At 71.6% G+C, this 26,077-nt stretch carries 22 protein-coding genes; 13 read left to right on the forward strand and 9 right to left on the reverse strand.

The features are described from left to right. Positions 1-114: 114 nt before the first annotated feature. Positions 115-1,137: a zinc-binding dehydrogenase gene (locus tag ACZ55A_RS16970; RefSeq protein ID WP_468840419.1), complete on the forward strand. Its 1,023-nt coding sequence runs from the start codon at positions 115-117 to the stop codon at positions 1,135-1,137. Between the two features lie 42 nt (positions 1,138-1,179). Here ACZ55A_RS16970 and ACZ55A_RS16975 read toward each other — a convergent pair whose 3' ends face one another. After that, on the reverse strand, positions 1,180-1,524 hold the full coding sequence (locus ACZ55A_RS16975) for a hypothetical protein (protein ID WP_468840421.1): 345 nt from the start codon (positions 1,522-1,524) through the stop codon (positions 1,180-1,182). A gap of 127 nt (positions 1,525-1,651) precedes the next feature. Here ACZ55A_RS16975 and ACZ55A_RS16980 point away from each other — a divergent pair, with 127 nt between their 5' ends. Together ACZ55A_RS16980 and ACZ55A_RS16985 are read left to right on the forward strand one after the other, a co-directional pair. Further along, on the forward strand, positions 1,652-2,740 hold the full coding sequence (locus ACZ55A_RS16980) for a winged helix DNA-binding domain-containing protein (RefSeq protein WP_468840423.1): 1,089 nt from the start codon (positions 1,652-1,654) through the stop codon (positions 2,738-2,740). Positions 2,741-2,850: 110 nt separating this feature from the next. After that, positions 2,851-3,333 (forward strand): hypothetical protein, encoded by a 483-nt coding sequence (locus tag ACZ55A_RS16985; RefSeq protein ID WP_468840425.1) that lies wholly within the window; start codon positions 2,851-2,853, stop codon positions 3,331-3,333. 78 nt (positions 3,334-3,411) lie between these two features. Here ACZ55A_RS16985 and ACZ55A_RS16990 read toward each other — a convergent pair whose 3' ends face one another. After that, positions 3,412-4,671 carry an NAD(P)/FAD-dependent oxidoreductase gene (locus ACZ55A_RS16990; protein WP_468840427.1) on the reverse strand — a complete coding sequence of 420 codons (1,260 nt, stop codon included), beginning with the start codon at positions 4,669-4,671 and terminating at the stop codon, positions 3,412-3,414. Beyond that, positions 4,671-4,994: a 2Fe-2S iron-sulfur cluster-binding protein gene (locus ACZ55A_RS16995; RefSeq protein WP_468840429.1), complete on the reverse strand. Its 324-nt coding sequence runs from the start codon at positions 4,992-4,994 to the stop codon at positions 4,671-4,673. The genes ACZ55A_RS16990 and ACZ55A_RS16995 overlap by 1 nt, the downstream gene beginning before the upstream one ends. Positions 4,995-5,181: 187 nt before the next feature. Here ACZ55A_RS16995 and ACZ55A_RS17000 point away from each other — a divergent pair, with 187 nt between their 5' ends. Continuing rightward, positions 5,182-6,639, forward strand: coding sequence for an alpha/beta fold hydrolase (locus ACZ55A_RS17000; protein WP_468840431.1), 1,458 nt, complete (start codon positions 5,182-5,184; stop codon positions 6,637-6,639). A gap of 78 nt (positions 6,640-6,717) precedes the next feature. Here the strand turns inward: ACZ55A_RS17000 and ACZ55A_RS17005 are convergent, their stop codons facing one another. The 6 genes from ACZ55A_RS17005 to ACZ55A_RS17030 all read right to left on the reverse strand — a co-directional run bounded on the left by ACZ55A_RS17005 (position 6,718) and on the right by ACZ55A_RS17030 (position 14,111). Beyond that, the gene (locus ACZ55A_RS17005) at positions 6,718-7,944 is read right to left on the reverse strand and encodes a cytochrome P450 (RefSeq protein WP_468840433.1); all 1,227 of its coding nucleotides are present in this window, start codon (positions 7,942-7,944) and stop codon (positions 6,718-6,720) included. Positions 7,945-7,971: 27 nt separating this feature from the next. Next, entirely contained in the window at positions 7,972-9,093 is a 1,122-nt protein-coding gene (locus tag ACZ55A_RS17010) for an epoxide hydrolase family protein (RefSeq protein ID WP_468840435.1), read from the reverse strand. Between the two features lie 108 nt (positions 9,094-9,201). Next, positions 9,202-10,383, reverse strand: a complete 1,182-nt coding sequence (locus tag ACZ55A_RS17015) for an acyltransferase family protein (protein ID WP_468840437.1) — start codon at positions 10,381-10,383, stop codon at positions 9,202-9,204. 165 nt (positions 10,384-10,548) lie between these two features. Next, positions 10,549-12,051, reverse strand: coding sequence for an MFS transporter (locus ACZ55A_RS17020; protein WP_468840438.1), 1,503 nt, complete (start codon positions 12,049-12,051; stop codon positions 10,549-10,551). Positions 12,052-12,177: 126 nt separating this feature from the next. Further along, a complete protein-coding gene (locus ACZ55A_RS17025; RefSeq protein ID WP_468840440.1) occupies positions 12,178-12,948 on the reverse strand; it encodes an SDR family NAD(P)-dependent oxidoreductase in 771 nt (256 codons plus the stop codon). Positions 12,949-12,977: 29 nt separating this feature from the next. Then, entirely contained in the window at positions 12,978-14,111 is a 1,134-nt protein-coding gene (locus ACZ55A_RS17030; RefSeq protein WP_468840442.1) for a winged helix DNA-binding domain-containing protein, read from the reverse strand. Positions 14,112-14,281: 170 nt separating this feature from the next. Here ACZ55A_RS17030 and ACZ55A_RS17035 point away from each other — a divergent pair, with 170 nt between their 5' ends. The 9 genes from ACZ55A_RS17035 (at position 14,282) to ACZ55A_RS17075 (ending at position 25,966) form a co-directional block, all read left to right on the forward strand. Continuing rightward, a complete protein-coding gene (locus ACZ55A_RS17035) occupies positions 14,282-15,472 on the forward strand; it encodes a CaiB/BaiF CoA transferase family protein (protein WP_468840444.1) in 1,191 nt (396 codons plus the stop codon). Positions 15,473-15,597: 125 nt separating this feature from the next. Continuing rightward, positions 15,598-16,662 carry a glucose-1-phosphate thymidylyltransferase gene (locus ACZ55A_RS17040; RefSeq protein WP_468840446.1) on the forward strand — a complete coding sequence of 355 codons (1,065 nt, stop codon included), beginning with the start codon at positions 15,598-15,600 and terminating at the stop codon, positions 16,660-16,662. Continuing rightward, the gene (gene cimA, locus ACZ55A_RS17045; RefSeq protein ID WP_468840448.1) at positions 16,659-18,281 is read left to right on the forward strand and encodes a citramalate synthase; all 1,623 of its coding nucleotides are present in this window, start codon (positions 16,659-16,661) and stop codon (positions 18,279-18,281) included. Before ACZ55A_RS17040 ends, cimA begins: the two co-directional genes overlap by 4 nt. Before the next feature lie 25 nt (positions 18,282-18,306). Then, positions 18,307-19,335 carry a ketoacyl-ACP synthase III family protein gene (locus tag ACZ55A_RS17050; RefSeq protein ID WP_468840450.1) on the forward strand — a complete coding sequence of 343 codons (1,029 nt, stop codon included), beginning with the start codon at positions 18,307-18,309 and terminating at the stop codon, positions 19,333-19,335. 88 nt (positions 19,336-19,423) lie between these two features. After that, complete coding sequence (locus ACZ55A_RS17055; protein ID WP_468840452.1) at positions 19,424-20,401, forward strand: aromatase/cyclase; 978 nt, start codon at positions 19,424-19,426, stop codon at positions 20,399-20,401. Next, on the forward strand, positions 20,388-21,020 hold the full coding sequence (locus ACZ55A_RS17060; RefSeq protein ID WP_468840454.1) for an antibiotic biosynthesis monooxygenase family protein: 633 nt from the start codon (positions 20,388-20,390) through the stop codon (positions 21,018-21,020). Before ACZ55A_RS17055 ends, ACZ55A_RS17060 begins: the two co-directional genes overlap by 14 nt. A gap of 178 nt (positions 21,021-21,198) precedes the next feature. Further along, positions 21,199-22,962, forward strand: coding sequence for a fatty acyl-AMP ligase (locus tag ACZ55A_RS17065; protein ID WP_468840456.1), 1,764 nt, complete (start codon positions 21,199-21,201; stop codon positions 22,960-22,962). Beyond that, the gene (locus ACZ55A_RS17070; protein WP_468840458.1) at positions 22,959-24,683 is read left to right on the forward strand and encodes an acyl-CoA dehydrogenase family protein; all 1,725 of its coding nucleotides are present in this window, start codon (positions 22,959-22,961) and stop codon (positions 24,681-24,683) included. Before ACZ55A_RS17065 ends, ACZ55A_RS17070 begins: the two co-directional genes overlap by 4 nt. Before the next feature lie 50 nt (positions 24,684-24,733). Continuing rightward, positions 24,734-25,966, forward strand: coding sequence for an acyltransferase domain-containing protein (locus ACZ55A_RS17075; RefSeq protein WP_468840460.1), 1,233 nt, complete (start codon positions 24,734-24,736; stop codon positions 25,964-25,966). Positions 25,967-26,077: the final 111 nt, after the last annotated feature.

Consider the following 26,077-nt stretch of genomic DNA (forward strand, 5'->3'; position numbering starts at 1 on the left):
CCAGGTGCGCGCACCTGGCGCCTCCCCGCCCGGCCTACGGCCGGACGACGGGACTTCGGACTTACTCGTCTAGTTGATTGTTCTCGCCGAGGCGAACGCATATGAAGGAGAGTTATGAGCGCTGGTGTGGTTCCGCAGACCCCGAAGACGGCCCGGGAAGTACGGCTGGCAAAGCATCTTGAGGGCGATCTGACGCTTGACCACTTCGACGTCGTCGAGGTCGAGCTGCCGGAGCCGGGCGAGGGCGAGGTGCTCGTCCGTACGGACTACCTGCCGTTGGCCGCCGCGTACCAGGACCTCATGCGGACGGACTGTCAGCTGCCGGTGCCGCCCTTCCAGGTCGGTCAGCGGCTCGGCGGCGGTGCGCTGGGCACCGTCGTGAAGTCCAGCAGCCCCGAACTGGCCGTCGGTGACGTGGTGCAGTCGATGGCCGGCTGGAGCGAGTACTCCTGGGGACCGGCGAACACCTACTTCAAGCTCGACCCCACCCTGTTCCCGAGCCCGGTGTACTACCTGAGCCAGGGCCCCACGGCGTATTACGGCATGGCCGACATCGCCAAGGCAGGCGAGGGCGATGTCGTGTTCGTCTCGGGTGCGGCGGGCGGCGTGGGTTCGCTGGCCGGACAGATCGCCAAGTGCCGTGGTGCGGCGAAGGTGATCGGCAGCGCCGGCAGCAAGGCGAAGGTGGACTACCTCGTCAACGAGCTCGGGTTCGATGCCGCGTTCGACTACCACGACGGACCGGTCGCCGACCGGCTGCGCGAGCTCGCGCCCGAAGGTATCAACGTCTTCTTCGACAACGTCGGTGGCGAGCAGTTCGAGGCCGCCGTCGAAGTGGCCGCGCCGCACGCCCGGTTCGCCCTGTGCGGTGCGCTCTCCGCGCAGAACGGCAACGGTGACCACCCGAAGTTCGACCTGATGACCGCCATCACCAAGCACCTTGAGCTGCGGCCCTTCGCCTGCTACCACCTCCCCGAGCAGATCTGGGCGTGGACGGAGCACTTCGCGCAGTGGGTGGCGGAGGACAAGTTCGTCTTTCCGCACACCACCGTCGAGGGCGGCCTCCAGGCGGCCCCCGACACGCTCATCTCGCTGCTGAAGGGCGCGTACAAGGGCAACGTGGCCGTCAAGTTCTAGATCGCGCAGGGGTATTGCGAAACCGCGGGCACGGTGGAGTCCTCAGGGACACCGCCGTGCCCGTACGGTCACCTGGGCCGTGTACCTGCGACGGTCGTCGGCGTCGTACACCACCGTCGTGCCGGCGCTGGTGAAGAAGACCCCGTCGAGGACCGCCGACTGCTCGATGTCCACCCAGCCCGCATACTCGCCGCACGCGTCGAAGGCCGGCTCCGCGATGCGGTAGACGAACGACTCCGGACCGGTGGGGGTCCATGTGCCGCCGCCCACGCCCCCGTCGAAGAGCAGCGCCCGGCCGTCCGCCGTGAAACGGAAACCGCTCGTCGCCGTCCCGGACGGGCGCTCCACCTGCGCGGTCCATGTGCCGACGGGAGTCTCGTCCTGCATGGCGGTCTCCTTGCTGCGGGGGCGGGGAACGGCCGCCCATCGTCCCGGATCGTGCTCGTGGCGCACCGGAGCGGCGGTCGTCCGGCCTCAAGCGGCCCTTGAGGGGGCTTCGGGAAGGATGGACGGCATGCCCGTACTCTCCACGCTCACCCTCAACCGGACGCTGCTGCAACGGCAGTGGCTGATGAGCCGCTCCGCCCGGCCTGCCCTCGAACTCGTCCAGCACCTGGTCGCCGTGCAAGGTCAGGAAGCCGACGCCCCCTACATCGGCCTGTGGGCCCGGCTGGCGGACTTCCGGCATGACCAGCTGACCGCGCTGCTGGAGGACCGCAGCGTGGTGCGCGGCGCCGTGGTGCGGACCACCCAGCACCTGCTGGCCGCGGACGACTTCCTCTGGCTGCGCCCCCTGGTCCAGCACGTGCTGGACCGCTCACCGCGGCAGGGCTTCGGCAAGGAGATCGCCGGTCTCGACCTCGCCGACCTGGCCCGGGCCGCGCGTGAGGAGATGGCGGGCAGGACGCTCACCCGGCCGCAGCTCGGCCGGCTGCTCGCGGAGCGCTTCCCCGGGCGCAAGGGCAGCGCCCTGGCAGGTTCCGCGCACTTCCTGATCTCCCTGCTGCACCCGCCGCCCAGCGGTGCCTGGGGCAGCCGTGGCGGCTCGATCCCGTGCGTGCTCGCCGACGAGTGGATCGGCCGACCGCTCGTGGAGTCACCGAGCGTCGAGACCATGGTGCTGCGCTATCTGGCGGCGTTCGGTCCGGCCGGGGTCATGGACATCCAGGCATGGTCCGGGCTGACCCGGCTCCGCGAGGTGGTCGAGGGAATGCGGCCGCGGCTGCGGGTCTACCGGGACGACGCGGGCAAAGACCTGTACGACCTGCCCGATGCGCCGCTCGCCGACGCGGACGTTCCGCTACCCGTCCGTTTCCTGCCCGCCTTCGACAACATCCTCCTGGGCCATGCCGACCGGCGGCGGGTGATCGACGACGCCTACCGCAAGCTGGTGGCGCCCGGAATGGCCGTCGTCAAGCCCACGTTCCTGGTCGACGGCTTTGTGCGCGGCACATGGGAGATGACCGGCGACAGGCTGCTCATCACGCCGTTCCTGCCGCTTTCGGAGCGCGATCGGACGGCGGTGCTCGCCGAGGCCGAGGTCCTGTACGCCTTCGTGACGGGTCGAGGCGGCGCGGCAGGGGGAGACATCGCGTTCGTCTGAGGCCCTGGGCCGGGGACTGTATCCGCCCTCAAGCTGCTGTCGAGTACATGACTGCACTGTATTCCCGTCAAACAACGGAGAAAACGCGCCAGGCGCGGGGGAGGATCACCATGAACCGATGGGGCATCAAGCGGGCGAGGATTCGGGCGCTGCTGGCGGCGGCGGTTGCCACTGTGGCCCTGACGCCCATCGTGGGAATGACGGCCGCCCAGGCTCAGGAGAGCGCTGCGCCGCACACGGTTGCCGCCGCGGAGGCCGCCAAGCAGAGCAGCCCGGTAGGCAAGTGGAAGCTTGAAGTGCGTTTCGAGGGCCAGACTTACAACAGCGGCATCCAGTTCACCCAGAGCGGCAAGGCGTACCTCATCTACGGCGGAACCGGTACCTGGACCCCGACCGGTGAGAACCGCTTCACCTTCCAGGTGAAGGAGCCGATGCGGGACAGCAGCGGCAAGTACCTCGGCTGGGTGGACATCAACCAGAGCGCCGTTCAAGACGGCAACACCTTCACCAGCACCGGTATCTCGCGCCAGTACGACGCGAACGGCCAGCTCGTCCGCACGGTCCAGGTCGAGGACACCGGCACCCGCGAGTGACGTCGGGACGGTCCCGGCACAAGCTCGCCCGCGGCTTCCGAGCCGCGGGCGAGCTTTCGTACGGAGACTTCCCGCCTTCTACCGCTGCTGATAGGTCTTCAGGTCGAATCCCTCCTCCGCCACCTCCGCCGGCGTCGGCAGCGGCCCGCCCGAGGCCAGCAGCCTGCGGGTGATCATGTGGTCGGCGGGGCGGTTCACCGACTCCGTGCCCAGCAGGCGTTCGCCGCGGAAGCAGAAGACGGAGAAGCGTCCGGAGGCCGGGTCGCCGACGGTGACCGTGTGGTCGTGCCCGTCGGTGAGGCCGGCGATCTGGAGCCGCAGGGCGTACTGCTCCGACCAGAACCAGGGCACGGCCGTGTACGGAGAGCTCTCTCCGCAGATCCCGGCGGCCACCCAACGCGCCTGGTCGGAGGCGTTCTGCACGGACTCCAGGCGCAGCGGGCGACCGGTGTGCGGGCTGGGGAACCGGGCACAGTCGCCGATCGCGGAGACGGCCGGGTCGCCGGTGCGGAGCAGTGCGTCGACGAGGATGCCGTCGTCGACGACGAGGCCCGCGCGGGCCGCGAGCCCGACCTCGGGCAGCACGCCGATGCCGACGACGACGAGGTCGGCGGGGATGCGCTCGCCGCCGTCGAGCTCGACGGTCCGCACCTGGCCCGTGGTGTCACCGTGCAGTGCGGTCACTTCGCGGGACAGCAGGACCTGCGCTCCCTGGGCGCGGTGCTCGGCGGTGAGGTGGCGGGAGACCTCGGCGCTGACCGCGCGGCCCATGGCACGGGGACCCGCCTCGACGACGATGGCTTCGATGCCCAACTTGCGTGCGGTGGCGGCCAGTTCGAGACCGATGAAACCCCCGCCCACCACCACCAGACGGCCTACGGTGGCGAGGGCGTGCCGCAGCCGGTCGGCGTCGGCGAGGGAGCGCAGGGTGAGCACTCCGTCCAGGGTGCCGCCCGGCACCGGCAGTTCACGCGGGCGGGCGCCGAGGGCCAGCACCAGGTGTCCGTAGGACAGGCGCCGTCCGGACTCCAGGGTGACCTCGCGGCGGCCGCGGTCGACGGCCACTGCCGGGTCGCCGCTGATCAGGCTGATGTCCTGGCCGCCGTAGAAGTAGGCGGGGCGCAGTTCGATGTCCTCGGCGCTGCGGGCACCGGCGAGGTAGTCCTTGGACAGCGGCGGGCGCTGGTAGGGGAGTGCGGTCTCGGCGTCGACGAGGGTGATACGGCCGGTGAAGCCGCGGGCGCGCAGCGCGGCCGCGGTGTCCGAGCCGGCCTGGCCCGCGCCGATGATCAGGACCGGGGAGACGGGGGTGGCAGGAGTGATCGGGCTGACGGCCATCAGGACTGGGTCTCCGGAAGGTGCACCATCAGGCCGTCGAGCGCGTCGGTGACCGGAAGCTGGCAGCTGAGGCGGCTGGTGTCGCGGCGCGGGCTCGCCGTGCCGTACAGCACATCGTCCTCGACGTCGTCCATCTCGGGCAGCGGCACAGTGCAGTTCTCGTCGACGTAGACATGGCAGGTGCCGCACTGGGCGGAGCCGCCGCACTGCGCCTCGATGCCCGCGATGTTGTGCATCTTGGCACCGCGCATGACCGTGTTGGGCGCCTGGACGTCGACGACGGTCTCGGTGCCGTCGGGATGCTGGAAAGTTATCTTGGCCATGGCGTTCTCCTCGGGGACTGACGGCCGGCCCTACAGGGCGGTTCGCCAGCACAGTGGCAAGCGGTGCTGGGGGGCGGCTGGAGATGCTCTCGAAGGCGGTCCGGACAGGTTCCAGGGCCTCTCAAGGCGACGGGGAGACGCTGACCTCCCATCTGAACGGAGGTTTGCAGTGGCATCAAAGCGGACCGTGACAGCGCCCCCCGACGCCCTGCGCGCGTTCTACACGCAGCAGGTGCGGTGGACGGCGGCCACGACCGAAGCCCACCGGGGCGAAGCCGCCCAGCACCCACGGGAACACGCGACCATCGAGGTCCCACGCGACTACGCGGACCCCGAAGGGCCGCGGCTGACCATCGCCCTCAGCCGGCGCCGGGCCACCGACCCCCGGCGCCGGCGCGGCGTTCTCCTCGCCGTCAACGGCGGCCCCGGCGGCGACTGGGGCAAGGGGCGGCACCTGACCGATGCCTTCACCGGCACTCCGGTGCACGAGGTGTACGACCTGATCGGTTTTGATCCTCGCGGCACCGGTGCCTCCACCCCGCTGCACGCCGAAGTCACCGTCCCCAAGGTGCCGTTCGACTCCCGCCCGGACGACGCGGACTTCGCGGCGCTCGCGGAGGACATGCGGCTGCGCGAACTCGCCTGCATGCGTGCGGGCGGTGAACTGCGTGCGCACATCAGCACCCGCAACACCGCGCGCGACATGGATGTCATCCGCGGTGCGCTCGGTGAGGAACGGCTGTCCTTCGTGGGCTACGCCTACGGCGCGTACGTCGGGGCGGTCTACGGCTCCCTGTTCCCCGCGCACCTGGACCGCAGCGTCCTCGACTCGTGCGTCAACCCGGACTGGACCTGGCGCGAGCAGTTCCTGTGGCAGGGCGACGCGGTGCAGCGCAATGTCGACCAGTGGGCCCGGTGGACCGGCGAGCGCCATGGCCACTTCGGTCTCGGCGCCACCCCCGCTCAGGTGCTCTCCGCCGTCGAGGAAGCCGTCGCCCGTCTGGAGACCGTCCACGGCAGCCGCGAGCTGCGCACCCTGTTCGACGGGGCGGTGGGCAACCGCGCCACCCACCGCTCCCAGTGGGCCGAACTTGGTGAGCTCGTGGCCGAACTGCGCACCGCGGACCTGGCACGGTCCCGCGAGCTGCTGGCCGAGCAGGGCACCTGGCGGCCCGCCGACAGCGAGGGCGATCTGCGCATCGGCGTCCTGGAGGCCATCACCCTGGAGCACGAGTGGCCTGCTGACCTGGAGACCTACTACCAGGACATGCGGGAGTTCAGGAAGCGCTTCCCGTACGGCTATGGCGTGCTGCGGGCCCAGCCCTGGGTGGGCGCCTTCCGCACCTTCACCGCTCCCGAGCCGCCGGTGCTCATCGAGCGCGACGGCTACCCGGTGGGCCTGGTTGTCCAGGCGGACGGCGACCCGATGGACCACTACACGGGCGGCGTCGCCATGGCCGAGCGGCTCGGTCACCACCTCGTCACCGTCGCCGACTCCGGCGACCACGAGGTCTACGCCCTCGCCGGCAACGCGCAGGTGGACGGCTATGTCAACGGCTACCTCGTGGACGGTGAGCTGCCCCCGCCCCGGGTGAGCTGCCCGGGCACCGTGCTGCGGCCCGACATCCCGGCGGATCCGCGCTGACACGGACGCAGCGCAGGACGAAGGCGCCGGCCGCGCTCCCCTTTCGGGAGCGCGGCCGGCGCCTTGGTGCCACCGCCGTCACCAGGTGACCGGCAGCTCCCACAGCCCGTAGATGACCGCGCCTTCCTTGCGCGGGATCTGCAGGAAGGGCTTGGCGAGGCGGAGGGTGGGGATGCGCTGGAAGAGCTTGCTCCAGACGATCTCCAGCTCCAGGCGGGCGAGATCCGCCCCGATGCAGTGGTGCACGCCGTGGCCGAAGCCCAGGTGCTTACGGCTGCCACGGGTGATGTCGAGCTTCTCGGGCTCGGGGAAGACCTCCGGGTCGCGGTTGGCGGCCAGGCCCAGGCAGAGGATGCCGTCGCCCTTGCGGATGAGCTGGCCGCCGAGCTCGATGTCCTCAAGCGCCACGCGCGGCACGGCGGTGTCGCCGATGGTGGCGAGCCGGACGAGTTCCTCGACGGCCGGCTTGACCAGCTCCGGGTCGTGGCGCAGCAGCTCCAGCTGGTCCGGGTTCTCCAGCAGGGCCGCGGTGCCGAGCGAGATCTGGCTGGCGGTGGTCTCGTGACCGCCGTTCATCAGCAGCCGCACCATGTTGAACAGATCGCGGTCGGTGTAGGGCTCGCCCGACGCCTCGTAGTCGGCCATCGCGCGGCTGAGCAGATCCTCGCCCGGCTCGCGCTTCTTGAGCTGGATGAGGTCGTCGACATAGGCGTTGACCTCGACGATGGCCGCCTGCCGCTCCTCGGGGGTGCTGTGGCCGCCGAGCAGGGCCGTGCCGTGCTTGATGAAGAAGTCGTGCCGGTCCTGCGGGATGCCCAGCAGTTCGCAGATGACGGTCATCGGCACGGCGAGGGCGAACACCCGGTGGAAGTCGACCGGCTTCTCCTCGCTCGCCAGGAGCTTGTCGATGTGTTCGTCGACGATCTCCTCAATGCGCGGGCGCAGCCGCTTCACCTGCCGGGCCGTGAAGGTGAGGGCGGCCTTGCGGCGCGTCGTGGCGTGCTCCTTGCCGTCGTAGCCGATGAACGACGTCTCGGTGCGGTACTCCGGCGGGGCCACGAAGTAGAAGGGGAAGTTGGCGTGCTTGCGCGATGCGCTCACGCGCGGATCGGTCAGCAGCTGCTTGATGGTGTCGTAGCCGGTGATCGTCCAGATGCGCAGCCCGGAGCCGTCCAGGGTGACCTGCGAGACGTCCTGCCGGATCATCTCGTCGTACTCGGGCGGCGTGGAGAACGGGCACTTGCGGGCGTACGGAAACGTCTTGACTCCGTCCAGGGCCTCGGGCTCGACGGCAGAAGTGGTCACGGTGCGTCCTTCCTAGAAGCGAGTGGGTCAGCGCACCGTGCGGAAGAACGCACGGAGGTCGCGGACCAGGGAGTCGGGCTGCTCAAGGGCCGGGAAGTGGCCGCCGCGCTCGTGGTCCTTCCAGTCCCGCAGATCGGTGAAGCGGCGCTCGATCCAGGGGCGCGGCATCCGCCCGTCCTTGGGGTAATTGGCGATCGCGGCGGGTACGCCGACGGGGGCGAGCGCGAGCTTGTTCTGGCTCTCCCAGTAGATGCGGGCCGAGGAGGCGGCCGTGCCGGCGAACCAGGACACCGTCACGGCGTCCAGCAGCCGGTCGCGCGGGATGACCTTTTCCAGGTCACCGTCGTGGTCACTCCAGGCCCAGTACTTCTCGGCCATCCAGGCCAGTTGGCCCGCCGGGGAGTCGGTGAGCCCGTAGCCGAGGGTCTGCGGGCGGGTGGTCTGGATGACCGAGTATCCGCCCTCCTGCTGCTGGAACTCCTTCATCGCGGCGAGCCCCGCCAGGTCCCGTTCGTCGAGTTCGACCTGCTCCTGCGGGGGCCGGGCGAACGGCATGGCCACATGGATGCCCGCGAGCGCGCCCGTGTCGGCCTCTCCCATGGCGGCGGTGATGAACGATCCCCAGTCCACGCCGTGGGCCGCGTACCGCTCGTAGCCGAGCCGCCGCATCAGCTCGGCCCAGGCGGCGGCGATGCGCTCGACGCCCCAGCCGGTTTCGGTGGGCTTGTCGCTGAACCCGTATCCGGGCAGCGAGGGGCAGACGACGTGGAAGGCGTTGGCCGGATCCTCGGGATCGGTCAACGGGCCGATGATGTCGAGGAATTCGGCCACCGAGCCCGGCCAGCCGTGGGTGAGCAGCAGCGGCATGGCCCCGGGGTTCGGCGAGCGGACGTGCAGGTAGTGGATGCCCAGCCCGTCGATCTCGGTGCGGAACTGCTGGAGCATGTTCAGCCGGGCCTCGGTGACGCGCCAGTTGTAGCCGTCCGCCCAGTACGCGCACAGCTCCCGGACGTAGTCCAGGGGCACGCCCTGGGACCAGTCGGAGACCGTCTCCGCCTCCGGCCAGCGGGTCCTGGCGAGCCGCTGCCGGAGGTCGGTGAGGTCCGCCTCGGGTATGTCGATAAGGAATGGGGTGGGTGCCGGGTCCATCTGAAGTTCCCCTCCAGCAAGGCGACTTGTCTCGTCGGCCCGACGTTAGGAACAGCCCCTGAATCCCGGGTGGAGCCCGGCTGGACAACGCGGTCTCCGGCTGGACGGCTACGCCGTGGCGGCCGGTGCCGCCGTGCCCCCGGTCTCCTGGCGCACGCTGCCCTCCTGCGCCGCGGGGCGGCTCCAGCGGCGCATGGCGGGGCGCTCCACCAGGGTGTGCAGCAGCCAGGCGAGGAGCAGCGTGAGGGCGAAGGTGACGGCGGTGTCGCGCAGCACCTCGGGCAGGGTCCACACCTTGCCCCAGAACTCCGGGTAGGCGGTACCGATCGGCCCGTAGCTGACGACGAGGAAGTGCACGATGTAGAAGGCGTAGGAGACTTCGCCCAGCCACACCATCACCCGGCTCCCGAAGGGGGTGCGCCGGCCCTCCGTGTCCGCGGTGACCACAGCGGCGATGAGCAGCGCGAGCGGGAGCGCCGTCGGGGCCACCCGGCCGAACTCGCCCGGCAGTTGGGCTGCCACCACGAAGGACACGGCGGTCAGCAGGAAGGCCGGGCCGGTCCGCAGGCCGGGCCAGCGCCCGCTGAGCACGACACGCGCCATCAGGATGCCGAGCACGAACTCCAGCAGCCGGGCCGCGGGGAAGTAGTAGACGAACCAGTAGTCCCACCACGGGATGGGGTCGAACTGCATCCGCGGCTGGTCCGGAAGCAGCTGGGCGACGAGCGGCACCGCCGCGATCGCGAGGGCCACCCCGCCCACCCACGCCCACAGGCGTGCCGCGCGGATGCGGCCGAGCAGCGCGATCATCCAGGGGAAGACGGCGTAGAAGAGCATCTCGCAGGCCAGCGACCAACTGGGGGTGTTGACTCCGGGCCCCTGGATGACGTCGAACCGGGGAACCCAGCTCTGTACCAGGAACAGCGAGGGCACGGTGTTCGAGACGGTCACCGCGATGCCCGTCCAGGTCATCAGCCCCACTGTGGCGGCGAGGGTGACGAGATGGTTCGGATAGACCTTGACCAGGCGGCGGCGCCAGAAGAGCCGCTTGGTGTCGTCCTGCCGGTGGACCCAGGTCAGTACGAAGCCGCTGAGGATGAAGAAGAACGACACCCCCTTGTTGCCCGCGTCGAACAGGTAGGGCGCGTATTCCTTGCCGGCACCCGCGCTGCGGAAGAGAAGGAAGCCGCCTGCGTGGGAGAGCAGGACCAGGAGAGCGGCGACGAACCGCAGTCCGGTCAGTGAGGGGAGTCTCGACGGCCGCACGGGCCGGATGTCTGGTGCTGGCATGGGGCACTCCTCCACTGGGAGACGTTGTGGCGCCCCAACGTGCCGGGAGCGCGTGGAAGACGGCTCGACTCCCCATGGACCCGGCACGGCACCGGGTCCATGGGAAGTCGAGTCCGCCGGCCCCGGTGGGCGGACGGACCGCGCCCTCGGTTCAGCGGTGCCGGCTCACACAGCGGGCTCGGGCTGTCCTGCGGCGCCCGGCGAGGGCTGCTCCGGGACGGCCTGGGGCGCCTTTTTCGGCAGTGCGAACATCAGGACGAAGATCAGGGCCAGTCCGCCCGCCACCCACCACATGGCGTGGACGAAGGCACCGGTGAACGCCTGGCGCACTCCCTCGGCCGCGGCGGTGTCGTCCACCACGCCGAAGAAGACGATGGAGACCAGGCCGAGGCCGAAGGCCAGGCCGAGCTGGTTGGTCGTGTTGATCAGCCCGGAGGCGGAACCGGCGTGCTCGCGCGGCACCTCGGACAGGACGGTGTCCGTGATGGGCGCGATGATCAGCCCCATGCCGATACCCATCACCGCCAGCGGCAGTGCCATCTGGAGTGAGGTGATGTCCGTCCCGTACCGGCCGGCCTCCCACAGGTAGAGCAGCACACCCGCGAGCTTGACCAGTGCACCGGCGTGCAGCGTGCCGCGCCCGAACCGGGGCACCAGCTGCTGTACGGAGACGCCGGAGGAGACCGCCGCGGCCAGCGAGAACGGCAGCCCGGTCAGCCCCGCGTGCAGCGGCGACCAGCCGAGCCCGGTCTGCATGTAGACCGTCCAGATGAGGAAGAAGATGCCCGAGACCAGGCCGTAGGTCAGCTGGACCCCGATGCCCGCGGTGAAGCTCTTGATCCGGAACAGCGACAGTTCGACCAGCGGCGAGCCGTCCTTGCGGGCCTTGGCGCGCTCATGGCGCAGGAACACGGCGAAGACCGCGAGGCTGGCCGCCATGGAGCCGAAGCCCCAGGCCGGCCAGCCCATTTCGCGGCCCTGCGTGAGGGGGTAGAGCAGCATCAGCAGCCCGGCGCTGGCGAGGAGCACCCCGGCAAGGTCGAGCCGCAGCGCGGTGGGTGCCTTCGACTCCGAGATGAAGCGCAGGCCCAGGACCACACCCGCGACGCCCACCGGCAGGTTGACCAGGAAGATCGGACGCCACTCCAGCCCGAAGAGGTTCCATTCGGTCAGCAGCGCGCCGATGAGCGGACCGGTCACCGACCCCAGGCCGATCATCGCGCCGAACATCCCGAAGACCTTGCCGCGCTCCTTGGCCGGGAAGGTGACATGGATGATCGACAGCACCTGCGGCACCATCAGCGCGGCCATGCCGCCCTGTAGGACCCGGGCGGTGATGAGCATCCCGGGGCCCGTCGCCGCACCGCACAGTGCGGAAGCGAGGGTGAAACCGCCGATCCCGATGAGGAACAGCCGTTTGCGGCCGTAGATGTCACCGAGCCGGCCGCCGGTGATCAGGCCGACGGCGAAGGCGAGGGCGTAACCGGCGGTGATCCACTGAATCGCGTTGAACGAGGCGCCGATGTTCTGCTGGATGCTCGGAATGGCGATGTTCACGATGGTGACGTCGACGAGGTCCAGGAAGGTCGCGGTCATCACCACGGCCAGTGCCAGCCACCGGCGGCGGTCTGCGGCCGGCGGGGCCGCCGGGTCGGAAGTGGAACTCATGGATTCTTCTCCTCAGCAACGGACTTGGGGGGTGAGAGCCGGGGCAGAAGTGTTCTGGTGCGCCCTCGACGTCCGCTGGAGGCGTCATGGAACGGAGAGCTCCGCATCTGTCCCGCGGCGGAGCTGTCACCCCTGGTTGCCGCCCACGTCCATGCCGCCGTCGATCGTGATGATCTGGCCGGTGACCAGGGCCGCGGACGGGTCCGCGAGGCGGGTGATCCACGGCGTGACGTCCTCGGGGTCCGCGACCCGGCCCAGCGGGATGGCATGGGCGACGCCCGCGAACAGGCCCTCGGCCTCCTGCTCGCTGAGCCCGTTGGCCACGTATGCCTCGGTGCGCACGAAACCGGGGGCCACCGCGTTGACCCGGATCCCCTGCGGGGCGAGCTCCGCGGCCCAGCTGGTGGTGAACGAGTGCACGGCCGCCTTGCTCGCCGAGTACAGCGAGCTGCCCGGGCCCGGGTTGTGGCCGCCGCGGCTGGAGACGAGCACGATGCTGCCGCCCGGCGAACGCAGGAGCGGCAGCAGGTGCTTGGTCAGTAGCACCGGGCCCAGCACATTGGTCTCCAGCACGTCACGGGCGGCGGTCACGTCCAGCGCCGCCAGCGGGCTGAAGCGGAAGATGCCGGCGTTGTGCACCAGGACGTCGAGCTCCCCGCCGCGCTCCCGCACGGCTTCGGCGACGGCTTCGGCGCCCGACTCGGTCGTCACGTCGGCGGTCACCGGCACGATGGTCTCGCTGAGTTCCGCCACCTCCGTGAGCCGCTCCTTGCGTCGGCCGGTGATGATCACCGATGCGGCGCCGAGCCCGGCGAAGGCCAGTGCGGTGGCGCGGCCGATGCCGGTGCCGCCGCCGGTGACGACGATGGTCCGGTCGGCAAAGGTGCTGTCGGACATGGGGTCTGCCTCTTTCTGGGGGCGGCGGGTCAGCCGCTGACGGGTGCGAAGTGGATGTCGTACGAGGCGGCGTCGGCCGCGGCGAAGGCCAGCAGCCGGCCGCCCTCCTCAGTGAGCGCGTCGCGGTCGGCCCGCGACAGCGCTGCGAAGGGTTCGATGGTCAGGGTCGCGGTGCCGCGCTCCCGCGCGAGCGACCACATGCCGTGCACGCGGCCGTCGACCAGGAAGGTCGCCTTGATGATGCCGTTGCGGGTGAAGATCCGGGCCCGGTGCCCGTCCGCGATGATCCGGCCGCGGTCGGCGTGCGAGAGCAGGATGTTGTCGAACTCCGGCAGATAGCGCACCGGTACGGGGGTTTCCGGATCCGGCCGCGGTGCGTCCGGTACGTCGAAGAGTTCGTTGCCCGAGGCATCGCGGAAGACGCGCAGCCGCGGCCGCAGTACGTCGACCACCTCGCGCAGCCGCGTCAGCCCGGCCCAGGTCTGCACGTCCTTGACGGTGGCGGGCCCGTACGCCGCGAGATAACGCAGCACCATGGCGGTGAGCGAGGGGCCCGCCGCAAGCGGCCGGTCCAGCCAGGACTCGGCGGTGGCGTAGCGGGTCTGCCCGCCGACGCCCCACACCCCGCGCGGCGGCGTCTGCACCAGGGCGAGCAGGTTGCGCGCCGCGTAGGCGAGGCCCGCGGGATCGCGGTCGGGCCAGGTTTCCCGCATCCGGACACCCAGCTCCTTGGTGGTGAGCCCGTCCCCGGCCCCCTCCAGTGCCGCCCGGCCGACCGCCCTGAGTTCCTCCTCCGGCAGCCCGGCGACCAGCTTGCCGAAGCGGCTGGCGCGCAGGTCCCGGTCGAGCGCCGGCTGGGTCAGCGGGCGCAGTGCCAGGCAGTCCTGGGCGGTGACCAGGTGCACCGTGCTGCGCATCAGGGCGATGCGCACCGCCTGCCGGCCGGTGAGCAGGTCCGCGAGATCGGACAGGCGGAAACCCGCCAGCCTCGTCCACAGGCCGACGTACGGAGGGTTGGGGGCCTGGGCCTGGAGGCCGACGAGGTGGGTGAGCGCCTCGGCGGCGGTCATCCGGTGGCGTTCCAGGAGGAGCTGGCGAGCCAGCAGTGCGCGGTTGAGGGCCCGTTCACCGAGCACCGGCGCGGCCGGGTTGCTCGTGGTCATACGGGTGGCCATAGCAGCATCCCCCGGTCGTGGTGCAGACGGTTCTCGCGCCGCCCATGCTGCCCGCCGGACCTCGTGCACGGCTCGACCGCGCGGCCGTACCGGGTGGGGCGGGCGGCACGAGGCCGGGTCGAGGCCGGATACAGCCGCCCTGCCTACCCTCCGCCGCCATGCCGAAGACACTGCTGAACAACCCCCCTGCGCCTGCCCGCACCGGTGGTACGCGGACGAGCGGTCCGCTGGCCGGGCTGCGGGTCCTGGAACTGGCGGCCATCGGCCCCGTTCCCTTCGCCTGTATGACGCTGGCCGACCTGGGCGCGGACGTGATCCGCGTCGACCGGGCCGACGGCGCCCGCCCCTTCGCGAGCTGGCACCGCGTCCTCGACCGGGGCCGCCGCTCGGTGGCCCTGGACCTCAAGGACCCGCGGGGCGTCGAGGCGCTGCTACGGCTCGCGGAGCGCTCCGACGTCCTGGTGGAGGGGTTCCGCCCGGGCGTGGCCGAGCGGCTGGGCATCGGGCCGGACGCGTGCCGCGCACGCAACGCCGCGCTGGTGTACGCCCGGATGACCGGCTGGGGCCAGGACGGCCCGCTGGCCCAGGCCCCCGGCCACGACATCAACTACATCGCCCTGACCGGCGCGCTGCACGCCATCGGTGGGCCCGAAGGACCGCCCGTGCCGCCGCTCAACCTGCTCGGCGACTTCGCGGGCGGCGGCCAGCTGCTCGTCAACGGCGTGCTCGCCGCCCTCTACGAGCGGCAGCACTCAGGGCTGGGCCAGGTGGTCGACGCGGCTATCGTCGACGGGACCGCCACACTGCTCGCCATGCTGCTCGGCATGGCCGACGCCGGGCAGTGGGGGCTGGAGCGGGGCCGCAACCTCCTGGACGGCGGGGCGCCGTTCTACAGCGTCTATGCCTGTGCCGACGGTTCCCACCTCGTGGTGGGGGCGTTGGAGGAGCGGTTCTACGCGGCGCTGCTGCATGGTCTCGGCCTGGCCCCGTCCGCACTTCCCGACCGGTCCGACCCGGCCAACTGGCCCGCCCTGCGTGCCGCGTTCGAGGGCCGCTTCGCCGCCCGTACGCGCGCGGAGTGGCTGGACGTCTTCGACGGCACCGACGCCTGCGTGTCCCCCGTCCTCACCGTCGACGAGGCCGCCGACCACCCGCACCTGCGGGCGCGAGGCACCTTCGGGGAGGACCGGCAGCCCGCCTCCGCGCCCCGGTTCGGCCGCACCCCCGGCCAGACGCCGCCGCCCGCGCCGCGCCCCGGCAGCCACACCCGGCAGGTCCTGGCCGAGTGCGGCCTCGCCGATGCGGAGATCGACGCCTGGGTGGCATCCGGCGCGGCGCGCACGGCCTGACCGGTTCCGGCCGGACCCCAGCCGCGGTTGAGCGGACCGCGACTTCGCCGCCGCATGCTGCGTCGGCACAGGAGAGAGATGGCGACCTGCGTGAGGTGCCGGCGCGCACTCCGAGGAGGAACCCGATGAAGGCACTTGTACTGGCCGGAGGACTGGGCAGTCGGCTGCGTCCGTTCAGCCACTCCATGCCCAAGCAGCTGATCCCGATCGCCAACAGACCGGTCCTGGTCCATGTGGTGGAGGAGCTCCGTGCGATCGGCATCACCCAGGTGGGAGTGGTCGTCGGCGACCGGGCCCAGGAGATCGCGGCGGTGCTCGGCGACGGCTCGGCGCTGGGGGTGGAGATCACCTACATTCCGCAGGACGCGCCCCGGGGGCTCGCGCACTGCATCGGCATCGCCCGTGACTTCCTGGGCGAGGACGACTTCGTCATGTACCTGGGCGACAACATGCTCACCGGAGGCATCCGAGAAGCCGCCGAGGAGTTCCGCACCCGCCGGCCCGCCGCCCAGGTCATGGTGCACAAGGTTTCCGACCCGCGGGCGTTCGGTGTCGCGGAGGTGGACGAGGACGGCCGGGTGCGCCGCCTGGTGGAGAAGCCGCAGCAGCCGCGCAGCGATCTGGCCGTGATCGGCGTGTACTTCTTCACCCCGGCCGTGCACGCCGCGGTCGCCGCCATCGAGCCCAGCGCGCGCGGGGAGCTGGAGATCACCGACGCCCTGCAGTGGCTGGTCGCCCAGGGCGGCGACGTACGCGCGCAGCTCTACTCGGGCTTCTGGAAGGACACCGGCAGGGTCGAGGACGTACTGGACTGCAACCGCGAACTCCTCGACGGCATGGAGCCGTTCGTACGGGGCGAGGTGGACGCCGCCAGCGTCATCGACGGCGCTGTCGTGATCGAGGCGGGAGCCCGTGTCGTCCGCTCGCACATCACAGGACCGGTGATCATCGGCGCCGGTACGGTGGTGACGGACAGCCGGATCGGCCCGCACACCTCGATAGGCCGGGGCTGCACCCTCGACGCGGCCGGGGTGGGCTACTCGATCATGCTGGACGGGGCGGCCGTACGGCGGGTCGGCGGCGTCCACGGTTCGGTCATCGGCCGCGACGCCACCGTCAGTTCCACCCGCGTCGCGAGCTGCACCCGCCTCGTGGTCGGCGACCACTCCAGTGTGCAGGTCGCCGCGTGAACGGCCACCGGCCGGCCGGATCCGGCTTCCAGCTCTACGACACCACCCTGCGCGACGGCACGCAGCAGGAGGGCATGGTGCTGACGGTCGACGACAAGCTCGCCGTCGCACGTCACCTGGACGCGCTCGGGGTGGGGTTCATCGAGGGCGGCTGGCCGGGCGCGGTGCCCAAGGACACCGAGTTCTTCCGTCGCGCACATACCGAACTCGGCCTGAAACACGCACAGTTGGCCGCCTTCGGCGCGACCCGCAGGCCCGGCGCCCTGGCGTCCACCGATCCGCAGGTGCGCGCCCTGCTGGAGTCCGGGGCGCCGGTGATAACCCTGGTCGCAAAGAGCCACGCCCGCCATGTGCGGCTCGCCCTGCGCACCACGCTCGCCGAGAACCTCGCGATGATCGCCGGCACGGTGCGCCATCTGGTGCTGGCGGGGCGACGGGTGTTCGTCGACGCCGAGCACTACTTCGACGGTCACGCCGAGAACCGCGCCTACGCCCTCGAAGTGGTCCGCACCGCCGCCGAGGCGGGCGCCGAGACCGTTGTGCTGTGCGACACCAACGGCGGTTCACTGCCTGACGGGATACGGGCCGTGGTGGCCGACACCCTCGACGCGACCGGTGTGCGGCTCGGCGTCCACTGCCACGACGACTCGGGCTGTGCGGTCGCCAACACCCTGGCCGCCGTCGACGCCGGGGCCGACCATGTCCAGGGCACCGCGCACGGGTACGGCGAACGGTGCGGCAACGCCAACCTCTTCACCCTCGCCGCCGACCTCGTGCTCAAGCGAGGCATCGAGGCGGTGCCGGTGGAGCGGCTGCGCGAGATGGCGCCCATCGGCCGTGCGATCGCCGAGCTCACCGGCGTCCCCGCCCGCCCTGCCGCGCCCTACGTCGGATCCGGGGCCTTCACCCACAAGGCCGGGCTGCACGCCTCGGCGCTGCGCGTGGACCCGGACCTCTACCAGCACATCGACCCGGCCTTGGTGGGCAACGCGATGCGCACCCTGGTCTCGGACATGGGCGGCCGCTCCTCCGTCGTGTTGAAGGCCGCCGAAATGGGCTATGACCTGGACGCCGGATCCCCTGCGGTGGCGCGTGCCGCGGCCCGCGTCAAAGAGCTGGAGAACCAGGGCTACAGCTTCGAGTCTGCGGACGCCTCCTTCGAGCTGCTGCTGCGCGGAGAACTGGCGGACGGCCCGGCCGAGGCGCCCTTCGAGGCCGTGTCGTGGCAGGTCGGCGTGGACGGCAAGGCCGACGGGAACATCCGCACCGTGGCCGCCATCGCCCTACGGGTGGGCGGGGTCCCGCTCACCGCGACCGGCGAGGGCAACGGCCCCGTCAACGCCCTGGACCGGGCACTGCACGCGGCGCTCGACCCGTACTTCCCCCGACTCGCCGCGCTGGAACTGGTCGACTACCAGGTCCGCGTCCTCGGCGGCGCCGCCGGCACCGACGCTGCCGCCCGCGTCCTGGGCACCTTCAGCGACGGCGAGCGCCGCTGGGGCACCGTCGGCGTCGACGGCAACACGGTGGCCGCCTCCTGGCGGGCGCTGCTCGATGCCTACCTCTACACCCTGCGCGCCGAGCGCGTCACCGGCCGCCCCGCCGCGGCGGTGAGCTGAACCGCCCATGAGATCAGGAGTGGCCGTGCGAGTGGACGACATCTTCATACGGGGAACCGGCGTACGGCTCCCCGCCATCCTCCCGGTGGCGGACGCCGTCGCCGCCGGTGACTGCTCGCAGCGGACCGCTGCGACGACCGGCACCGTCTCGGTGGCGTACTCGCCCGACGAGTCGGCGGCCGAGATGGCCGCGGCCGCCGCACGCACCGCCCTGGAGCGTGCCGGGTCGAGCCCCGCCGACATCGACCTGGTGCTGCACGCCGACACCTACCATCAGGGCCAGGACCTGTGGCCGGTGGCCTCGTACGTCCAGCGTGAGGCGGCCGCGGGCAATGGCCCCGCGATCGAGATCCGGCAGATGTCCAACGGCGGAATGGCCGCCCTCGACCTGGCCGCCGCCTATCTGACGGCGGGCACCGGTCGCTGCGACGCGCTGCTGACGACCGCCGACCGGTTCTGCGCGCCGGGCATCGACCGCTGGCGTACCGACCCCGGCACGCCGTACGCCGACGGCGCGACCGCCCTCGTGCTCTCCCGCCGCGGCGGCTGGGCCCGGCTGCGCTCGCTGTCCGTCCTCGCCGACTCCGAGCTGGAGCCACTGCACCGCGGCGACGAGCCCTTCAGTCCGGCACCCTTCACCCACCGGATCCCCGTCGACTTCGAGGAGGCGAAGAAGGCCTTCGTCGGCCGGGTCGGCATGTCGTTCGCGGTCAGCCGGGCGAGCGCCGGCCAGCAGACAGTGGTCAAGGAGGCGCTGGCCGACGCCGGACTGGAGCTGGCCGATGCCGACTGGGTGGTCCTGCCGCACTTCGGACGGCGCCGCCTGGAGTCCATCTACTACAAGCCGTTCGGCATCGATCCGGCCCGTACGCCCTGGGAGTGGAGCCGCACGGTCGGACACCTGGGCGCGGGCGACCAGTTCGCGAGCCTCGACCACCTCGTCACCTCCGGCCGTGCCGTGCCCGGCGACCGCGTCGTGCTCATCGGCGTCGGCGCGGGCTACAGCTGGGGCTGTGCCGTCGTGGAGCTCACCGACCGGCCCGACCTGCCCTGATCGCACCCTTACTCAAGTCCCCCTCAAGCAGAGTCCGGCACTATTACGCAGCCGCCGTGCGCGGCGCGCATCGAAAGGAAGGTCCGCCGTGGCGCCGACCGCTACGAGCACCACCCATGTCACCGAGCACACCGTCTCCGTCGCGGCACCGGCCGCCACCGTGTACGGGCTGATCGCCGATGTCACGTCCTGGCCGCAGGTCTTCGGCCCCACCGTGCACGCCGAAGTGCCCGAGGACGACGGCGGCCGGCAGCTGCTGCGCATCTGGGCGCTGGCCAACGGACGGGTGCGCAGCTGGCAGTCGCGTCGCGAACTGGACCCCGCCGCCCGCACCATCACCTTCCGCCAGGTCGTCTCGGCGGCCCCGGTGGAGTCGATGGGCGGCGAATGGCGCATCGAGCCGGACGAGGACGGCGGCTGCCGTGTCGTCCTGCTGCACGACTACCGCGCCATCGACGACGACCCCGAGGCCGTTGCCCTCATCGAGCAGGCCGTGGACCGCAACAGCACCGCCGAGCTGGCCGCCCTCAAACGCGTCGCCGAGCAGGGCGCGGCCCGCGACGAACTCCACTTCACCTTCAGTGACTCGGTGCGCATCGAGGGCGAGGCGGCGGACGTCTTCGCCTTCCTGGACCGTGCCGACCGGTGGCCCGAACGGCTGCCGCATGTGGCCCGGCTCGACCTGACCGAGGACGAGCCCGGTCTCCAGCACATGGACATGGACACCCGCAGCCCCGATGGTTCCATCCACAACACCACCTCCGTGCGCGTGTGCTTCGCCGACCGCCACGAAATCGTCTACAAGCAGCTGCGGATGCCGGCCGCGATGTCCGGCCACACGGGCCGCTGGACGATCGAACCGGACGCTGCGGACGGCGGCGATGCGGTCATTGCCACCTCCTGGCACACTGTCACCCTCGACCTTGACGGCGTGCGTCAGGCCCTCGGCCCGCAGACCACGCTGACCGAGGCCCGCGCCTTGGTCCGCAAGGCGCTGGGCACCAACAGCTCCACCACCCTGCGCCACGCCAAGCACTATGCCGAGGAGATCCGTGCCCGAACGTGACCTCAACGGGCCCGTCGCGGTCATCAACCGATTCCATATCAAGGGCGACACCGGGAAGTTCGAGCGTGCCTTCCACGAACACACGCAATTCCTGCGCCGGCAACCGGACTTCGGCTATCTGGTGACCCTGCGGCTCGTCGACCGTCCGCACGTGTACGTGCACCTGGCGCACTGGCGCAGCCTGCGAGGGTTTCTGCAGGTCGTGCGCGACGACGAGTTCGCCGAGCACGTGGAGCGCGTCGGGGTCATGGTGGAGGCCGAGGCCGACCAGGCGTACAGCGTGGCGCAGGTGCTGCGGCAGAGCGCCCGGATAGGGACGGCGAGTGTGCTGCTCACCCGGCTCCGGGCCCTCGGCGAGTCGGAGCGGGTCGAGCAGCGGTTCGGTGAACTGGTTGGATCCTGGGCGGAGTTGGAGGGTTTTGGCGGCAGTGACCTGCTGCGCTCCGCCGTCCGCCCGCATACCTATCTGGGCCTGTCCTGGTGGCGGGACGCCGAGTCCTGTGACCGCGCCCTGGCGGGAGCCGGGCACGCCGTGCGCTGTGCCGCCCTGGCCGGCGAGGCCGAGGTCTCCTTCGAGCGCACCCGGCACCTGGCGTACGAGCCGACGCTCTGCCGCTGAGCGGCTCCCCCCGGAGACGAGCCGAGGACCTGCGGGTCCCTCGGCTCTCGCGCGTTCCCGGACATCCGGCGCTGACGCATCGTACGCCGCTCTTGGGTGAGTTGAGCGGCCTTCGAGAGGGCGTGCATACGGTGCCGGTGCCGGCGCCGACGGCGGTGGCCGCACGGCGCCTCCGGCCATGACACACGAGGGGGACGCGTTGGACGGCTACCGCAGTTTCACCGAGCTCGTACGGGCCAGGGCCGGGCAGACGCCTGACAAGGAGGCGTTCCTCCTCCTGCCGGACCCGGCCGGCGGGCTGGCACCCGAGACGGTGTCCTACCGGGCGCTCGACGCCGGGGCCGAGCGGCTGGCGGGCTGGCTGCAGGACCGTGGGGCGGTGGGAGAGCGCGTGCTCATCCTGCACGCGGACCGCCGGCTGTTCGCCATCAGTTTTCTGGCCTGCCTCTACGCGGGAGCCATCGCCGTGCCGGCGCCACATCCCAACGGCCGGCGCCACAACGAGGCGCGGATCGCCGGCATCGTCAAGGACGCCCGCCCCCGCATCGCGCTCGCCGACGCCGCCGACGCACCCGAGGTGTCCCGCCTGCTCGCCCACATCGGTCAGGACGGCATCCCGTGCCTGGCCGCGGACGTGGTCCCGCCGTCGTCCCCGTGGCAGATGCCGGACCTCGACGGTGACACCCCCGCCTTCCTCCAGTACACCTCGGGCTCCACCCGCGACCCGCGCGGCGTGGTGGTGACGCACGCCAACATCTTGGCCAACCAGCGCGCCATATGCCGGACGCTGCGCACGACGCCCGGTGCCCGGCTCGGCGGGTGGCTGCCCTTCCACCACGACATGGGGCTCGTCGGCCAGTTGCTGCACCCGCTGTGGCTCGGCGGCTCGTGTGTGCTGCTGTCGCCGGAGAGCTTCGTCCGGCAACCGGTCCGCTGGCTGGAGGCGATCTCCCGGTACGGGGTCGCCCTGAGCGGGGCCCCCGACTTCGCGTACGAGCTGTGCGTCCGAAGGATCACCGACGAGCAGCTCGCCGGACTCGACCTCTCCGGCTGGCAGACCGCGGTCAGCGGCGGCGAACCCGTCCGGGCCGAGGCGCTACGCGCCTTCGCCGAGCGCTTCGCCCCCACAGGCTTCCGCGCCGAGGCACTGTCCGCGTGCTACGGCCTGGCAGAGGCCACCCTCCTGGTGTCCGGGACGGCGGCCGGGACACCGCGGGCCGAGCGCACCGTGGATGCCGGGGCCCTGGAGCAGGGCAGGTTGCAGGCACCGCACCCCGGACGCCCGGCCAGAACCCTCGTCTCCTGCGGCACGGCCGGCGATGCCGAGCTGCTGACCGTCGCTCCGGACACGGCCGCGGTGCTGCCGGACGGTGAGATCGGCGAGATCTGGGTCCGTGGCGACAGCGTGGCCGCGGGCTACTGGAACCAGCCGGGCGAGACGGCCGGCACCTTCGCCGCCCGGACCTGTGACGGGCGGAGCGGCTTCCTGCGCACCGGCGACCTCGGTGCTCTCCTCGACGGCGAGCTGTACGTCACCGGCCGGCTCAAGGACATGATCGTGGTCGCCGGGCGCAACCTCTATCCGCAGGACCTGGAACGCACCGTTCAGCAGGTCAGCCCGCTGTTCGCGGCCGGGACCGTGTTCTCCGCCCCCGGCGAGCGCGAGCGGGTCGTCGTCGTCCAGGAACTGCGCTCCCGGAGCCGCTACGCCATCGACTTCCCCGGCCTGGTCGCCGCGGTGAACAGCGCACTCGCCGAGGAGCACGACATCCGGGCCGGGACCGTCCTGCTGGTACGGCCCGGCACCGTACGCCGCACCACCAGCGGCAAGGTGCAGCGCTCCGCCATGCGCGAACTGTTCCTGCGCGGGGAACTGACCCCGCTGCACCAGGAGAGCAATCCCGAATCAGCACCGTTGCAGCCCGCAGGGAGCCGTTCATGACCCATGAGGACCGGATCGACCAACTGGAGCGAGCCTTCGGCCCGTTGGATGATCCCGGCAGCCCGCTCGGCCGCGACGCCCTGCTGGCCGCCGACGCCCGGGGCGAAGTACTGCCCGGCGCCGAGCGGGTCCTCGACGACTTCGCGCTGAACGCCGAGTTCGTGCCCGCCCCGCTCGGCGGGCGGCTGGAGCGGATGGACGTGCTGGGCCGGGTGCTGCGTCCGGTCTTCCGCCGCGATGCCTCACTCGGCTTCGGCTACGGCCTGAACTGCTTCTTCGCCGCGGTCCCCGTGTGGACCGCCGGCGACGCGGGGCAGCGCGCCCAGGCCGCCCGGATGCTCCTGGACGGCCGCCGGATCGCGGTCGTACGGCATGAGGTCGCCCACGGAAACGCCTTCGTACGCGAGGAGTTCACCGCCGCCGAGCGGGACGGCGGTTACCTCCTGAACGGGAGCAAGGCCGTCATCGCCAACGCCTCCCGGGCCGGCGGCCTCGTCGTCTTCGCCCGCAACGTCGAGGGAGCCGCCGCCGGCGGCCGTACCCACTCGGTGCTGCTCCTCGACCGCGCCGGGCTGCCTCCGAGCAGCGTCACCGACCTGGCCCGGCACGCCACCGATGGCATGCGCAGCGCCGAGTTCGGCGGACTGGCCGTCACCGAATGCCCTGCGCCGCACAGCGCCCTGATCGGCCGGCCGGGCGACGGCCACGAGATCTCGCTGCGCTCCTCACTGGTCATCCGCGGGCTGATCCCGTCCGTCGTGCTGGCCGGCGCGGACACCGCGCTGCGCACGGTCGCCCGCTTCGCCTCCTGCCGGCGCGACGACGGCCGCCGCGCGCTGGACGTACGCCATGTGCGGGACGTGCTCACCGGGGCCTTCCTCGACCTGCTGCTCAGCGACTGCCTGGCCCTGGTGGCCACCCGTGCGCTGCATCTGCTGCCCGGGCAGATGAGCGCCTACGCGGCCGCGGCCGCATATCTGGCGCCCAAGCTGCTCGCCGATTCGATGGACGAGATGTCGACCGTCCTCGGCAAGGTGACGTTCGCGGAGGACGGCACGTACGGCATGTTCCGAAAGCACCAGCGCGATCTGCCGGTCACCTCCCTGGGGCACGCGGGCAGCGCGGGCCGCCAGGTGAGCATCGTGCCGCAGCTCCCCTTCTTCGCGCGGCACGCCTGGTTCGCCGACCAGGAGGCCCCGGCCGCGCTCTTCCGCCTCCACGAGGACCTGCCACGGCTCGACATGGGCGCACCGGCGCTGCTCGGCGACGGCGATCCGCTCGCCGCCACCCTGGTCGCCTGCACCGACCGGCTGGAGGCGTCCGCGCCGCGCTCCCCGGGCGCGGACAGCGGGGCCGCGCTGCGTTTCCTGGCCCGCGTACTCACCGCCGAACTCGGCGAGCTGCGCCGGGCGTTCACCGCGATCGACCCCGCTGACCGCAAGGCCCTGGTCAGTCCGCACACCTTCGGGCTGGCCGACCGGTACACCCTGCTGCTGACGGCCGCCGCCGCCCTGGGCGTATGGCGCGAGGCGCGGAGCGGCGGTGACGCGTTCCTGGCCGACCCGGCCTGGGTCACCGCCGCGCTCTACCGTCTTGCGCGGCGGCTCGGCCTGCCGCTGCCCGACCGCCCGTCCGCCGCCGGGGAGCGGGTGCTCGCCGAGGTTCTGGGACGGCTGCACGGGGGGCGCAGCTACGACCTCTACGGCTCCGCGCTGGCCTGACCGCAGCGCAGCCGGCCCCCTGCCATCTCCGGCCCCCGACCAAGGAGCACATGATGACCCGACCGGGCACCGAATCTGCCTACGTCGACTGGTTGACGGAACGTCTCGCCCGCTACCTCGGCCGTTCCGTCGAGGCGGATGTCCCGTTCGCCGAGTACGGCCTCGACTCGGTCGCCGCCCTCAGTCTGTACGGCGACATCGAGGAAGAGTTCGGGCCGCTCATCGACCCCACCGACATCTGGGACCACCCGACGGTACGGGAGCTGGCCCGGCAACTGGCCTTGTGCGACGTCGGTCCGGACAACGGCCGGGTGGTCCGTCCCGCCTTCGTCTTCACCGGTCTGGGCTGCCAGCACCCGCGGATGACCTCCGGGCTCTACACCCACAGCGCCGGTTACCGGACACACCTCGACGAGGCCGCCGACGCCCTGCTGCCGTACACCGGGTCGTCCGTGGTGGACCTGATCCTGAGCGGCGACGCCAGGATCCAGCAGACGGCGTTCGCACAGCCCGCGCTGTTCGCCGTCGAGTACGCGCTGGCCCGTGCGCTGGAAGCGGCGGGTGTGCAGCCGGTCGCGGTGCTCGGCCACGGCGTCGGGGAGTTCGCGGCCGCCGTCATCGGCGGCGCGCTGACGCTGGCCGACGCGGCCAAGCTGGTCGCACTGCGGGGAGCGTTCATGCAGCACCTGCCGCCGGGCGGCATGATGGCGACGGGCGCCACCGCACACGACGCCGCCGAACTCGCCGCGGGCGAACCGGGCGTGACCATCGGCGCGGTCAATGCGGCCAGGTCCACCGTGCTGTCCGGGGAGATCGCGGGGCTCGAACGCATCCGGGCCAGACTGGAGGCCCGCGGCATCCGGTGCCGGATGCTCCAGGTCTCGCACGCCTTTCAGTCGCCCTTCATGGAGCCGGTGCTGCCCCGGTTCGCGATGGCCGCACGGCGGCTGTCCGGCCGCGCCGCCCGGCTGCCGTACTACTCCGGCGTGCGTGGCGGACTCACCACAGAGCCGCTGTACGGACCGTACTGGGCGGCGCACATCACCTCCCCGATCCGCTTCGCCGATGCCGCCCGGCAGTTGCTGGCCCAGCAGACCCCGACACATATCGTGGAGATCGGCCCGCGCGTCGTGCTGACCCCCTACGTCTGCCGCATGGGCGGCACCGCGGGACCGAAGTGCCTTGCCGTGTGCCGCGGCCCGCAGACGAACGCCGTCGACCTGGCCGGCGTCCTCTCGGCGCTGGACGCGGGACCGCTGTCGACCAGCCTCGTGGGGGCATGACATGGCCGGTGCCGACCCGACGGCATCGATCGGCAGGCCGCATGAGGTGCGCGGTCCCGCGGGGCCCTGGGACGCGTTCCGTGCACAGTTGCGCAGCCCCGGCACCGCCAT

The sequence above is a fragment of the Streptomyces sp. NPDC034111 genome, from assembly GCF_055575375.1.